This window comes from Hymenobacter jeollabukensis, from assembly GCF_005771675.1.
GTDB lineage: Bacteria > Bacteroidota > Bacteroidia > Cytophagales > Hymenobacteraceae > Solirubrum > Solirubrum jeollabukense.
Genome location: NZ_VAJM01000014.1, coordinates 208,318 through 221,463, shown reverse-complemented (window position 1 = coordinate 221,463; position 13,146 = coordinate 208,318). Strand labels below are relative to the sequence as shown.

The 13,146-nt window shown below is 63.4% G+C and carries 8 protein-coding genes; 5 read left to right on the top strand and 3 right to left on the bottom strand.

Annotation, left to right across the window (positions count from 1 at the left end):
- The first annotated feature begins 290 nt into the window (after positions 1-290).
- The 5 genes from FDY95_RS22005 (at position 291) to FDY95_RS21985 (ending at position 5,753) form a co-directional block, all read left to right on the top strand.
- The gene (locus tag FDY95_RS22005) at positions 291-2,333 is read left to right on the top strand and encodes a BatA domain-containing protein (protein ID WP_246074104.1); all 2,043 of its coding nucleotides are present in this window, start codon (positions 291-293) and stop codon (positions 2,331-2,333) included.
- Between the two features lie 111 nt (positions 2,334-2,444).
- Positions 2,445-2,912, top strand: a complete 468-nt coding sequence (locus FDY95_RS22000; protein WP_171025792.1) for a DUF4199 domain-containing protein — start codon at positions 2,445-2,447, stop codon at positions 2,910-2,912.
- Positions 2,913-2,947: 35 nt separating this feature from the next.
- A complete protein-coding gene (locus tag FDY95_RS21995) occupies positions 2,948-3,481 on the top strand; it encodes a DUF4199 domain-containing protein (protein ID WP_138081044.1) in 534 nt (177 codons plus the stop codon).
- A 28-nt stretch (positions 3,482-3,509) separates the two neighbouring features.
- Positions 3,510-4,454 carry a glycosyltransferase family 2 protein gene (locus FDY95_RS21990; protein WP_246074103.1) on the top strand — a complete coding sequence of 315 codons (945 nt, stop codon included), beginning with the start codon at positions 3,510-3,512 and terminating at the stop codon, positions 4,452-4,454.
- Between the two features lie 156 nt (positions 4,455-4,610).
- Complete coding sequence (locus FDY95_RS21985; protein ID WP_138081040.1) at positions 4,611-5,753, top strand: glycosyltransferase; 1,143 nt, start codon at positions 4,611-4,613, stop codon at positions 5,751-5,753.
- A gap of 315 nt (positions 5,754-6,068) precedes the next feature.
- Here the strand turns inward: FDY95_RS21985 and FDY95_RS21980 are convergent, their stop codons facing one another.
- The 3 genes from FDY95_RS21980 to FDY95_RS21970 form a co-directional block, all read right to left on the bottom strand.
- Complete coding sequence (locus tag FDY95_RS21980; RefSeq protein ID WP_171025791.1) at positions 6,069-7,169, bottom strand: glycosyltransferase family 9 protein; 1,101 nt, start codon at positions 7,167-7,169, stop codon at positions 6,069-6,071.
- Positions 7,170-7,675: 506 nt separating this feature from the next.
- On the bottom strand, positions 7,676-7,957 hold the full coding sequence (locus FDY95_RS21975) for a PID-CTERM protein-sorting domain-containing protein (protein ID WP_246074102.1): 282 nt from the start codon (positions 7,955-7,957) through the stop codon (positions 7,676-7,678).
- Positions 7,957-12,852 carry an IPT/TIG domain-containing protein gene (locus tag FDY95_RS21970; protein WP_138081036.1) on the bottom strand — a complete coding sequence of 1,632 codons (4,896 nt, stop codon included), beginning with the start codon at positions 12,850-12,852 and terminating at the stop codon, positions 7,957-7,959. The genes FDY95_RS21975 and FDY95_RS21970 overlap by 1 nt, the downstream gene beginning before the upstream one ends.
- Between the last annotated feature and the right edge of the window lie 294 nt (positions 12,853-13,146).

Here is a 13,146-nt window from a genome sequence, read left to right as displayed (position 1 = left end):
GCCTCTTCGGCCGCGGGGGCTGTGCCCGTTTATGGGCCCCCGCCGCCCCCCGGCCTGCCCCCACGCGCCGAGCACGTCTGGGCAAAGGGTACCAAGGACCTGCACGCGCATTAGATGGCCGGGCGAAGTAGTTAAGCGCCATGCAATGTCGCTTAAGCTGCCGTTGAAAAGATGGGGGCTACGGTTGGCTATTAAGATTATACTGAGTTGTAGCTGATAGGTGCTGTTAGGCGTCTTTTCGGTTGATTTCGCGTTCTTTGAAGTATCAGGTGAAATCCTAAAACAGATACATGACGCTTACTCATCCATGGTTTTTGCTCGGCTTGCTGGCCTTGGGCGTTCCTGTATTCTTGCACTTGTATGAGCTCCGCCGGCCTCAGCGAGTATTATTTACCAATGTTGAGTTTATCCGCGAGGTCAAGCTACTCAGTGCGAAGCAACGGCGGCTACAACACTTGCTGGTACTTGGTCTGCGTTTGGGCTTTCTGGCTTTGCTGGTATTGTTGTTTTGCCAGCCATTTATTCCCGCGGCTCAACAGAAAGCGACACTAGAGGCGAATACGAACATTCTGATCGATAATTCGCCAAGTATGACGGCAGAAGCCGGCAAGGGTAAGTCTGCGTTTGAACAGGCCGTAGAGGAAATACAGGGCATAACCCAAGCCTTTCCGAGGACTACACAGTACCGGATGTGGACTGGACAAGCTCCGCAAGCGAGTATACCTGCGGATAATATGAGCGAGGTTTTGAATCAGCTGAATCCCTCTGCCGCCAGTAATAGGATAGGAATGCAACTACGACAGTTGAAGAACCATCTGGCTGGAGCTAAACAGACCACGTTTGTAGCTTCTGACTTTCAGAAGACCGATTTTGACCTTGCTGACGTGCGCGGCTTGCGCGCTGCCGGAGAAGTGTATCTGCTACCTCTGACGTTGCGGTCCACGGCTAATGTGTACGTAGATAGCGTGTTTTCGCCGGAAGAATTTGTGCGTAGCGGCGTGGACTTGCCATTGCACGTGCGCTTGCGTAACGGTGGCAGCCGTGAGGCCCTGGATGTGCAGGTGCGTGTATTTATCGGTCCGGGGCAAGTAGCGGCTTATACGAGTACGGTGGCTGCAGGCGGAATGGTGGAGAACATTGCGCGTGTGCGCCTGAACGGAGCGACAACGCAGTATTGCCGGGTTGAAATTGAGGAGCAGCCGGTGACTTATGATAACACCTACTACTTCACGCTGAAACCAACGGGGCGCATTCGGGTGGTGGATGTGAGTGGGGGCGGCACCGCTACCCAAAAGCTGTACCCTAACGAAACGGTATTTGCTTATACTCAACTACGCCCGGACAACAACGCGCGGGCTGTAAGTAATGCTGATTTACTGCTGATCCAGGGCAACAGTCAATTGAGTGCAGCCTGGCAGGTATCGGTGGCAGAATTTGTGCGACAGGGTGGCACCCTAGTGGTTGTACCACCGACGACAGCCAGCTTGCGGGCGGGATATGAGCAGCTATGGGCGGTACTGGGGCTGACATCGGTGCGCTGGACTACTGGTAATACGGCGCAGGAGCTGGCCGTGCTGAATCAGCAAAACCCGTTTTTCAAGGATGTATTTGCGGAGCAGACCCGGCAGCCGGATATGCCCGTGGCAACACCAGTGCTAAGCTGGGGCCGCTCGACGACTGACGTGCTGCAGTTCCGGGACGGACAGCCGTTCCTCTCGGGTTTTCGAAGCGGAGAGGGAATGGTGTACCTGTTCGCGTCGCCGCTGCAGGCCGGGTTTTCGACTTTTGCCGAGCACCCGTTGTTTGTGCCGGTAATGTACCGGCTGGCGACGCTGAGCAAAGCCAGTGAGCAGCTGCCAGCCTACCGCCTGACCGACCGCGCCGTGGTGCTGCGGCAGCCAGCGGCCGGCACGGCGGGGGCAGAACAGGTATACAGGCTGCGTAACGACAGCAACTCCTACGTACCGACGCAGCAGGTGCGGAATGGCCGGCTGTACTTACAACTGCCGGCGCCCATGCGGCAGCCGGGCTACTACCAGCTCATCCTGAACGACAAGGTGCTCACGACGCTGGCCTTCAACGTGGACAAAAAGGAATCAGAGCTGGCGCAGTACTCGGCCGAGGAGCTGCGCCAACTGACGGCCGCCTACCCGAACGTGCACGTGTACGAAGCCGGCGGGGAGCGGAGCGCGGCGGCGCAGCTGGCCGAAGAGCACAATGGCACGCCGCTGTGGCGGTACTGCCTGATTGGGGCGCTGCTGTGTCTGCTGGGCGAAGCATTGGTCTTGCGCTTCGGTCAGCGGCGGGAGCGGCCGACGGCGCAGGCGGCATAACGTGGGACGAATATTGATGAAAAGAGGCCTAACTTGCCGCTTCGGTCGGCTAGTAGACCGGCTGTAAGCATGAATAATCAAGCGGTAATCCGCACGGCGCTGCGGGTGGGCATGGTAGCCGGCATCATCTGCATTGCGTGGACCGTGCTGCTGTACGCCACCGGGCAAAATCCTTTCGGGCCGAAGCGGCTGATGAGCATCTTCGTAGCGCCACTGGCGGCAGTGCTGGCTGAATGGCAGCTGCGTAAGCGGCACCGTGAGTTGGCCACGCTGGGGCGGCAACTGTTGGTAGGAGTATTGACGGTGGTCCTGACGGCCTTGCTGGCCGCCACGGGTATGTACGGGCTGGCGCGCATGACCGGGCCGAAACTTATCGAGCAGAACCGCCGCGAGATGGAGCAGGTGGTGCGGGCAGAGCGGGCCAATTTCATGAAGGAAAAGGGGGGGGAAGAGCAGTACGAGCGGACGCTGGCCAGCATTGCGGCCACGCCGCAGGGGCTGGCTATGGATGAATTCAGCAAAAAGCTAATCTTAGGGCTGTTGCTTGCTGTGCCGGGAGCTATTTTCTTACGGCGGTAACACCTTCTTCTCTCACAACCCCCAACACCTTTTTCATGGAAAACACGACTACCTCCACCGTTACTACCACTGCCGCCGGCCTGCGTTTCGGGGTCATTACGGGCATTGTCACCATCATCTACTCCTTCATCCTGATGATGACCGGGATGGAGCAGAATTCCGCCATGGGCATCATCACGTTTATCATCCTGATTGGGGGTATCGTGTTGGCCCACCGTTATTTCAAGGAGCACAACGCCGGCTTTATGTCCTACGGCCAGGGCCTGGGCATTGCCACCATTGAAGGCGCCGTTATCGGCTTGTTGAGCGGCATCTTTCGCTACATCTACATCACGTTCATCGATCCGCAGTACGTGGAAAACGCCATGAACGCCCTGCGCGCCAAGTTTGAGGCTGACGGCAAGATGAGCGACGAGCAAATCGACCAGGCCGTGCAGATGACGCAGAAGTTCAGCGGCACCGGACCGGTAGGCATTTTGTTTGCGGTGCTGGGCACGGCGTTTTTCGCTTTTCTACTTTCCCTGATTGTTTCCGCCATTACCAAGCGTAACCGCCCCGAGTTTGAGTAATTCTGCTTCGAAATCTTTTCCTGTTGAGTTGTCTATCGTCATTCCGCTGCTCAACGAGGCTGAATCGTTGCCGGAGCTGACGCAGTGGATTCGTCGCGTGCTGCAGGCCCACGGGCTCACGTACGAGGTCATCCTGATCGATGACGGCTCGACGGACAATTCCTGGGAAGTAATCGAAGAGCTGGCGGCGACGGATGCGACCCTGCGCGGCATCCGCTTCAACCGCAACTACGGCAAGTCGGCGGCGCTGGACACGGGCTTCCGGGCCACGCGCGGCCGGGTGGTGTGCACCATGGACGCCGACCTGCAGGACTCGCCCGAGGAACTGCCCGAGCTGTACCGCCTCATCACCGAGGAGCAGTACGATTTGATCAGCGGCTGGAAGAAAAAACGCTTCGACCCGCTGTCGAAGACCATTCCGACCAAGCTGTTCAACGGCGTGACGCGCTGGATTTCGGGCATTCAGCTGCACGATTTCAACTGTGGGCTCAAGGCCTACAACCACCGCGTGGTGAAGAGCATCGAGGTGTACGGCGAGATGCACCGCTACATCCCGGTTATTGCCAAGTGGGCTGGTTTCCGGCGCATCGGCGAGAAGGTGGTGCAGCACCAGGAGCGGAAGTACGGCGTGACCAAGTTTGGCCTGGAACGCTTCGTCTACGGCTTCCTGGATCTGCTCAGCATCACCTTCGTGAGCCGCTTCCGGCGGCGGCCCATGCACTTTTTCGGCGCCATGGGCGTGCTGGCTTTCTTCGTCGGGGCCATCATTGCCCTGTGGCTGACGGGCGAAAAGTTCTGGCTGTCGATGCACAACCTGCGGGCCCGCTCGGTGACGGATCAGCCGCTGTTCTTCTTCGCTCTGGTGGCCGTGATTGTGGGCGTACAGCTGTTTCTGGTCGGGTTTCTGGCTGAAATGGTGCAGCTGAACGGGCACCGCGAGTACCTGGTGCGCGAGAAGCTGAATGTAGATTAACCACTTTATTTGTCATCCTGAGCGCCGCGAAGGACCTTCCTCACACCCCGCACCAACGCCACAGTCTTAGTCAAGACTCGATCGGCAGTGCAGGCAAGGAGGAAGGTCCTTCGCGGCGCTCAGGATGACGTTCTGTTTTCACCCCAAACAACTTCCATGCGCGTAGTCATCATCGGGCCGGCGTACCCGCTGCGGGGCGGGCTGGCCACGTACAACGAGCGGCTGGCGCGGGCCTTCCGCGAGGCTGGCGACGAGGCGCGCATCGTCACCTTCAGCCTGCAGTACCCGGAGTTTCTGTTTCCGGGCACCACGCAGTATAGCACCGAGGCCGGCCCCCAGGACCTGGACATCGAAGTCAGCATCAACTCGGTGAATCCGCTGAGCTGGTGGCGGGTGGGGCGCAAGCTGCGGCGCGAGCGGCCCGATCTGGTGATTTTCCGCTTCTGGCTGCCCTTCATGGGGCCGGCGCTGGGCACCATTGCCCGCCTCGTGCGCGGCAACCGGCACACCCGCCTCGTGACCATCACCGACAATGCCATTCCGCACGAGCCGCGCCCGGGTGACCGGCCGCTGACGCGCTACTTTCTGCCCCAGAACCACGGCTTCGTGACCATGAGCCGGGCCGTGCTGGCCGACCTGCGCCGGCTGGGACTGAAGCAGCCCGCCCGCTACCAGCCGCACCCGCTCTACGACAACTTCGGCCCCATCGTGCCCAAGCCGGAGGCCCTGCGCCGCCTCGGGCTCGATCCGCAGTACCGTTACCTGCTGTTCTTCGGCTTCATCCGCGCCTACAAGGGCCTCGATCTGCTGCTGCAGGCCTTTGCCGACGAGCGGCTGCGCCAGCTGCCCCTGAAGCTCATCGTGGCCGGCGAGTTTTACGAGGACGCCGCGCCCTACGAGGAGCTGATCCGCGTGCATCAGCTGGAAGGCCGCCTGGTGCGCGCCACCGACTTCATTCCGAACGAGCGGGTGGCCGACTATTTCTCGGCCGCCGACCTGGTGGTGCAGCCCTACAAAAACGCCACCCAGAGCGGCGTCTCGCAGATTGCCTACCACTTCGAGCGGCCCATGCTGGTAACCGACGTGGGCGGCCTGGCCGAACTGATTCCCAACGGCGAAGTGGGCTACGTGGTGCCACCCACGCCCCAGGCCATTGCCGACGCGCTGGTGGACTTCGCCACGAACCCCGAAAAGGAGGCGACGTTCGTAGCCGGCGCCCGGCACTACAAGCAGCAGTTTTCGTGGAGCGAGATGGTGAAGGCGCTCAAGGCGGTGGCCCAGCCGGAGAGCAGGAACTGAGTTGCCCGGCAGGCCAGTCCGCGTCAGTACAAGACCACTTGGAAGTCCCACCTGCCCGGAAACCATTGTCGGGAAGCCAGTAGGACTTCCCATGTGCTCGAAAACCATCAGTGCTGGCCTGATAGGAAGTCCTATGTGCTCCGAAACCATTGTTTGTGCCCACGTAGGAAGTCCTATCGGCTCGAATACCATGGTTTCCATCGACGTGCGAAGTCCCATGTGCCCGAAAACCATTAATTCCGGGCACATGGGACTTCGCATGCGGGCAAAATCATTGATGACGACCCCCAGTGCGGGCGGCCTGGCCGCAACGGCTTACGCCGGCAGGCTTTGCTGCACGGCGGCGAAGACCTTCTCGGCTGGCAGCTCCTCCATGCAGCTGGTGCCCAGGCGGCAGCTGCCGCGATAGAAGCACACGCAGGCGCGGTCGGGCTGCACGATCTGGCCGCGGCCGTAGAGGTCGAATTCGTAGGGATTGAAGATGTTGTTCATCAGCACCGTGGGCTTGCGCAGCGCGATGCTGATGTGCATGGCCATGGTCACCTGCGTCACGATGAGGTCCATCTGATCGAGCAGGTTGATGAACTGCGGCAGCGGGAAGGTGCCGGGGTACACGGCGCCGGTGGCCGCGTGCAGGCGCTGGTTGCGGGCGTCTTCGGCCTCGCCGCCCAGCAGCACCGGCTGGTAGCCTTGCTGCTGCAACTGCCCAATCAGGCTGATCCACTTCTCGTCGGACCAGAGGCGGGTGGTCCACCGGTCGCCGCAGCCGGTGTTGAGGCCCACGCGGCGGCCGGCCGCAGGCAGCATGGGCCACTGGTAGCCCTTGTCGGCGTGGGTGTCGAACACGTATTCCTCGCCCCGGAACTCGAAGCCGCAGAGCTCGAAGATTTCCTGCACGTAGGGCTTCTGGTTCCGCAAACTCAGTTCGTCGAACACCCCGGTGAGGTACTTGTGCTCGGCCAGCTCGCTGACGGGCCACACTACGCCGTCGTAGGGGCGCAGGGCGTAGCCGAACTTCCGGCCGGCCTTGATGCCGTTGAGCAGGGCGCCGGCTTCCTTGTCCTTGTCGAGGTTGTAGACGATGTCAAACTCGCGGCCCTGCAGCTGCACGAGGCTGCTGAGCTCGAACTTCAGCACCTCGTCGGGGCCGTCGTGGGCGGGCAGGATGGCGGGCGTGTGCGTGAGCCAGGTGATGTAGGCCTGCGGGTGCTCCTGGCGCAGGCGGCGCAGCAGCGGCGTGGTCCGAATCACGTCGCCGATGGCGCCGAGCTTGATGATGAGGATGCGCTGCTGCACCGGAGCATATACCGGGCAGGAGCCGCACTGGTAGCCGTGCTCTTTGTTGGGGCGGCAGGGCAGGTCGCCGCGGAAGTGGCGGCAGTCGGGGCGAACGGTGATGCCGTGGAGGTCGGGCATGAAGCAGGCAGCTGGGAAGAAGCCACGAAGATAGGGCTTCCGGGGGCTGCCGGGCGAATCAATGCCGGCGGTTAACTTCCCGCCGGGCCACGCGTCACGAGGCCGAGGAAAGCCGGATCGGGGTAGCGGGCTCTGGTTGCGCAGGGCCGGGAGCGGGCCGGCCATGACCCAGGTAGGCCAGATCGATAAACTGCGTGGCGACCGGTAAGGCCGCGTGAACCAGCGCTGCGGTCGGCGCGGGCAAAGAGGAAGCAGCCGGCATAGAATTGCATCTGGGGTGTATCCAAAGTTTCATCAGTCAACGAAGTATTGCAATACCCACTTCCGGGTATATTTTATGGAGCAAAGGCTTGATCGAAAGACGAGTAAGACATGCTCTGTCGATTCGATACAAGGTGCCGAACAGCCCCCGGCTGCGGTGAATGGCTCGGGCTGGGAGCATGAAAAAAGCCGCCTCCCGGGGGAAGCGGCTTTTCCAAATTGTTTACGGAGCGGGTAAGGCAGGATCAGGCTTGACGGCGGCGACGCAGCTTGCGCAGCGCGATGCCCGTGCCCGCCAGCAGCAGCAGCGAGGCACCCCCATCGATGGGTACGGCGGTGGGCTCGGGCGCGCCGGGCGTGGGCCCACCCGACCCCGGGTCCTGGGCCCGGGCGCTGGGCCCGGCCAGCAGGAGCAGCAGCAGAACAGCTGCGCCGCCAAGCCAGGCCGACAAGGTGCGCGTGGCGCCGAGCGGCTGGCGGTTAACCGGCTGGGCCGGGAAAGTGGAAGTAGGTTGCGAGAGCAGCATTATTGTTTTACCACGCGTTTGGTGAGCTGCGTGCCGTCGGTCAGGACCAGGCGCAGGGTATACACGCCGGCCGGCAGCCGGGTCACGTCAAATTCGGCTTGCAGGCCGGTGCTGGACGAAGGCAGCGTGCGGTGCAGCACGGCCTGGCCCAGGGCGTTGTAGAGCACGGCGTGGGCGGGCTGGCCACTGGCTACCCCGCTCAGGCGAACCGTAAACGAGCCGGCCGTGGGGTTCGGGAATACCGTCAGCTGATCGGCCAGGCGGGCGCTGGCCGTAGCCGTCACGCCGCTGGGGCGGAACACCAGGCTGAAGCGGCCCGTGGCGGCGCCGTTGTGCGTGAAGCTGTAGCTGGCCTGGCGCTGCAGGTCGATGTCCTGGCCGGTGAAGTCATCGTGCAGCAGCACCTGGGTGCCGACCACGAAATTCAGCAGCTGCTCGGCGCGCAGGGTGTACGAACCGGCGGCCGGTACGGCCACCTGCAGCGGTACCACCGTGGTGGTGGTCAGCGCGGGCAGGCCGTTCACGGCCAGGGCATCGGTACCGGCTAGCGCGGCCAGGTTCAGCCCGTTGGTGTTGGGCAGCTTGCGGGCGTCATACTCCGCATCGGCGCCGGTAGTAGCCCCGGCCTCGAAGTACACGTACGCGGCATCGGCCAAACCGGCGCCTTGCAGCGCCAGCTGCACCTGCGGCCGCACATCGGCGGTGCCGCGCAGCAGCGGCGTTGCGTCGGGCGAGGTCAGGCGGTGGCTGTTGCGCAGCGTGAGAGCGGCGCTGGTCTGGCCATCGGCCACCCGCACGAAGAAGCCCTGACCCAGTGGCACGATGGGGTTGACCCCGATACCGTTGGCGTAGCTGCGGTAGCGGCCGGCGTAGGGGCCGGTGCTTTCGAAGACGTAGATGGCGGCGTTCAGGCCCGCCCGGTCAGCGGCGGCCACCCGACTCCAGTCGAGCGGGGCAGGGTAGGGGTTGCCTAGCAACTGCCAGCCGGCGGCGGCATCCGTGCCCCGGACAAAGTTGTAGAAGTAGTTGCCGTTGATCAGCCCCCCAACGAAGTCCACCGTCTGGCCAGCGGCCATGTTGACGGTGTAGCCCTGGCCGGCGTTCAGCTGACTGGTCAGCGCCGCGGGCGAGAACCAGCCCTTGTCAAAGGCCGATTGGTTGCTGGTCGTGGTGGCAAGGCGGCTCTGGTCGTAGCCGAACACGGTGGGGAAGGGCGTCACCAGGTTGGGGGTGGCCGAGCTGTTGTAGGCCGGGTTCACCACCGGCGTAAAGCCGCTGGTAGCCAGATCCGATACCGGGTCGAAGGTGACCGGGGTGGCCAGGTGGCGGTAGCCCAGGCCAGCATTCAGCGCCGGACTGATGTAGCGCTGCACGGTGGTCGTGCCGTTGACGACGCCGCCAGTGTTGTCCACCAGGGCCGTTCCCGTCGCCGACGAGAGCAGCGTGAGCATCTGGCCGTTGGTGTTCAGGTCGCCGTTGTTAAGCAGCAGTACCTGGGCCACGGCTACGGGTTGCGAGAGGCGCAGGCCCGAGGCGTTGCTGAGTTCCAGGTTGCGCACCTGCGCGGGCAGGCCCGAGCCCGTTACCTGGGCCTGGCTGCCGTTGTAGCGGTAGCTGGCATCGGTGCTGAACGAGCGGGTGCCCGTGAGACGAATAGCGCCGGTGGTGTCGGCGCTGCTGGCGCGGATGCCGGCCGCGTCGCAGATGCCGAGCGTGGCGCCGGCCTGCAGCGTGAGGCTGCCGGTGCCGCGCACGGGCTGGCAGTTGGTGAGCAGCGCGCCGCCGGTTTGCACCGTAAGCGTGCCCGATACCTTCAGCTGGCCCGTCAGGGTCGCCACGCCGGTGCCGGTAATGGTCACGTTGGTGTAGGCGCCACTGATGCTCTGCGCGCTGCTGACGGTCAGGTCATTGCTGCCTGCGGTGACGGTGAAGCCGCCCGGCGCGTTGGCCGAGCCGCCCCCGCCGATGATGGTCAGCTGCTTGTTGCCCGGCGTGAGCGAGGCCGGCACCGTCACCCGCAGCTCCGTGGGCGAAACCACGGTAAACGTGGCCGAGGTGCCCGGGATAAACAGCGCGTTGGTCGTGTTGTTGAGGTTGGTGCCGGTGATGGTTACCACCGTGCCTACCGGCCCGCTCGTCGGCGAGATGCTGCTGATGGTTACCCGCGTGGATGCCGTGACGGTGAAGTTGCTCGTCGAGGTGGCCGTGCCCGCCGTGGTGGTGATGCTGATCGGGCCCGTGGTGGCACCGCTGGGCACCGGGAACTGCACCGTGGTGCCACCAATCTGGTCGATGTCGATGATGCCGGTTACGGCCACGTTATTGACGAAAACGCCCGTCACGTCGAAGAAATTGCTACCGGTCACCGTTACGCGGGTGCCGGTTGGGCCGCTGGTCGGCGTGAACGAGGCAATGGTGGGCACGTCGTTCACATCGGTTACCGTCAGCGCAATGGCCCGCTCGTATTGCTGCCCATTGGCATCGGTGCTGCGCACGCGGATGCTGTAGCTGCTGCGGGTTTCGAAGTCAAACCGGCTACCCGTGAACAGCGAGTCGTTGCTGAAGTAGAAGGCGTTGTTGTCGACGTCACCCGTGCCGAAGACCGGGCCGTAGCTGAACGGTGCCACCGCTCCGGCGGCCGGGGTGGTGAATTTGCCGATAAAGCGGCCTATCGGGGCGTTTTCGGGGAAGCTGCTGTTGCTGAGCACCGGCGAGCTGGATGCGGGCGAGGCCGTGACGGTGAAGTTGCTTGTCGACGTAACCGTACCGGAGGCCGTGGTGATGCTGATGGGGCCGGTGGTGGCGCCGCTGGGCACTGCAAACGAAACCGACGTGCTGCTGCCGCCAATAGGACTGGTAACGGGCGTGCCGTTGACGGTTACCCCGCTGATGTTGTTCAGGTTGGTGCCCGTAACGGTAACGTTGGTGCCGGCCGGGCCGGTGGTCGGCGTAAACGACGTAATCGTGGGCGGGGTCGTCACCGTGAAGCTGGTGGGCGACACCGCCGTGCCCCCGGCCGTAGCCACGGCAATGGGACCGGTGCTGGCGCCGGCCGGAACCAGTACGGTGAGGGAGGTACCGGCGGTATCCACCGCGAAGCCCGGGGCCGTCGTGCCGTTGAAGGTCACGGCCGTCGTGCCGGCAAAGTTGGCCCCGCTGATGCGGACGCTGGTGCCCACCGGGCCGCTGGCCGGGGTGAAGCTGCTGATGACCGGCGAGGGGCGCAGCACCGCCCCGATCAGGAAGGGTCCGAAGCTCACCAGGGAACGGTCGGAGAAGCTGCCGGTGGTGAGGGAGCCGCGGTCGTAGAAGGCACCCGGCCGAACCGGGGTTTCGAACAGCAGGCCGATGGGATAGTGCGCCACGGCGCTGGCAGGCTGAGCAATGCCGACCAGGAAGTCGCCGGCCGGAATGGCCACCGGCGCGGCAAAGGAGAACGTGACGTTGGTGCCGATATCGGCCGCGCGCACGGTGTAGTTCGGGGTGCGGGCCAGCTGAGTGCCGGCCGCATCGAGCAGCACGCCGTAGATGATCTGGCCCACCGAGTTGCTGGCCGACGGGATGAAGTCGGTAACCGACAGCACGGTGGTAGCCGAAGGCGCGTTGAACTTCACGGCCGTAATGCCTTCGCGGGTGTCGAAGCCATAATAAGAAGGCGTGATGCCCGAGCCGGCAATCGGCTGCACGTAGTTGAGCGTGCTGGCCGTCACCAATTGAGTGGCCGACAGCGCGTTTTTGACCGGGTACGCATCGGCGGGGACGGTCACCAGCACGGTGTTGTTGCCGCGCTGGGTGGAGGTCGTGTAGGAGGCAAACGTCACCGTGGCGCTGGCGCCGGGAGCCAGGCTACCCACGAGTTGGGTGTTGCTAAACGTATTCACCCCCGACACGGTGAGCGTCACGGGCAGGTTGGTCAGCGTCTGGGTGCCGGCGTTGCGCACCACGGCCTGCACGGCCAGGGCGCGGCCCACGGGCACCTGGCCCAGGGTATACACCGCCATTACATCCGCGTCGTTGGCGGCATTGGCCCGGAAACGGTAGGTGGTGCCCGCTACGGGGCGCACCGAGCTGCGGATGTTGAACGGGTCGGTGCCGACGTAGTAGTTGTCGTAAAAGACGGCGCTGCTCCACGCGGTGGCCGAGGCTTTGTCCACCATCACCACGTCGCCGGCCAGGCCCTGGGCGTTGTAGTTGCCCTTCAGGCCCACAGCTACGCTCCGGAACGCATCGGGACCCGGCCCGGCCGTGTTGGGGCCGTACACGAAGTCAACCTGGCCGGAGGTTTCGTACAGCTTTACTTGGAACGAGATGCTGGCGTACTGCGTGCCAATGGTAGCGGTGTTGGACGACGACGCCTGTTTGGGCTTGTCGCGCACGTTCTTCCACTGAATGGTGCACACCCGGTTGGGGGCTACGCCGGTGGTGGCCACGCGGTACTCGGTGCCGCCGCTCAGGGCGCCGGCCAGGTCCACGGCCAGCGGCGCGATGATGTTGTTGCTGCGCGAGTCGCTGCTGGCTATCGGCCCGCCCGGGTACACCAGCTGCCCGCCTACCGTCTCCGTCTGGGCGTATTCCAGGTACAGGTACGGGTCCGACAGCGGCGAGCTGCCCAGCTTGATGAAGCCGTTGCTGCTCAGAATGAAGCTGCTGAAGGTGCTGCCGTTGTAGGGAAACGAGAAACCGATGTTCTGCGGCGCCGAGTCGGCGTCGTCGAAATTGGCGGTGGCAATGACCGTTCCCACCGTGTCCAGACTCTGGTACGTAGTGCCGAGTACCTGCGCGTTCTGCGGGCGGTAGTTGAAGCTTTGCGCCGTCGCCGGACTGGCCACGGCCGCCAGCCCCAGGGCGGCAAGGGCTCCGCAAAGCGCGGAGCGAATGGGGTTGAGGTTTATCATAAGCAACTCAAAAGGAAATAGTGGAGGTGTGTCATTCAAAGCGGGCCCGGGGGCCAGACAAGCCAATGCCCGGCAGCCCACGGCAAGGCCACAGGCGCGCAGGGGCAAAAACAGTTTGCCTAATAGCAGGAAGGCGGCGGAGCAGAAGCAGGACCAAGCGCCTAGCAGGCGGACTCAACTGCCGGAAACACCATCGCTGCCTGGCCGGGCAGGCAGCGATGGGTCGAACGTGGTGAAAGCAGCCAATTGGCTGCCGCTACAATACGCGCGGAGGAAATAAAGACACCCAGCACA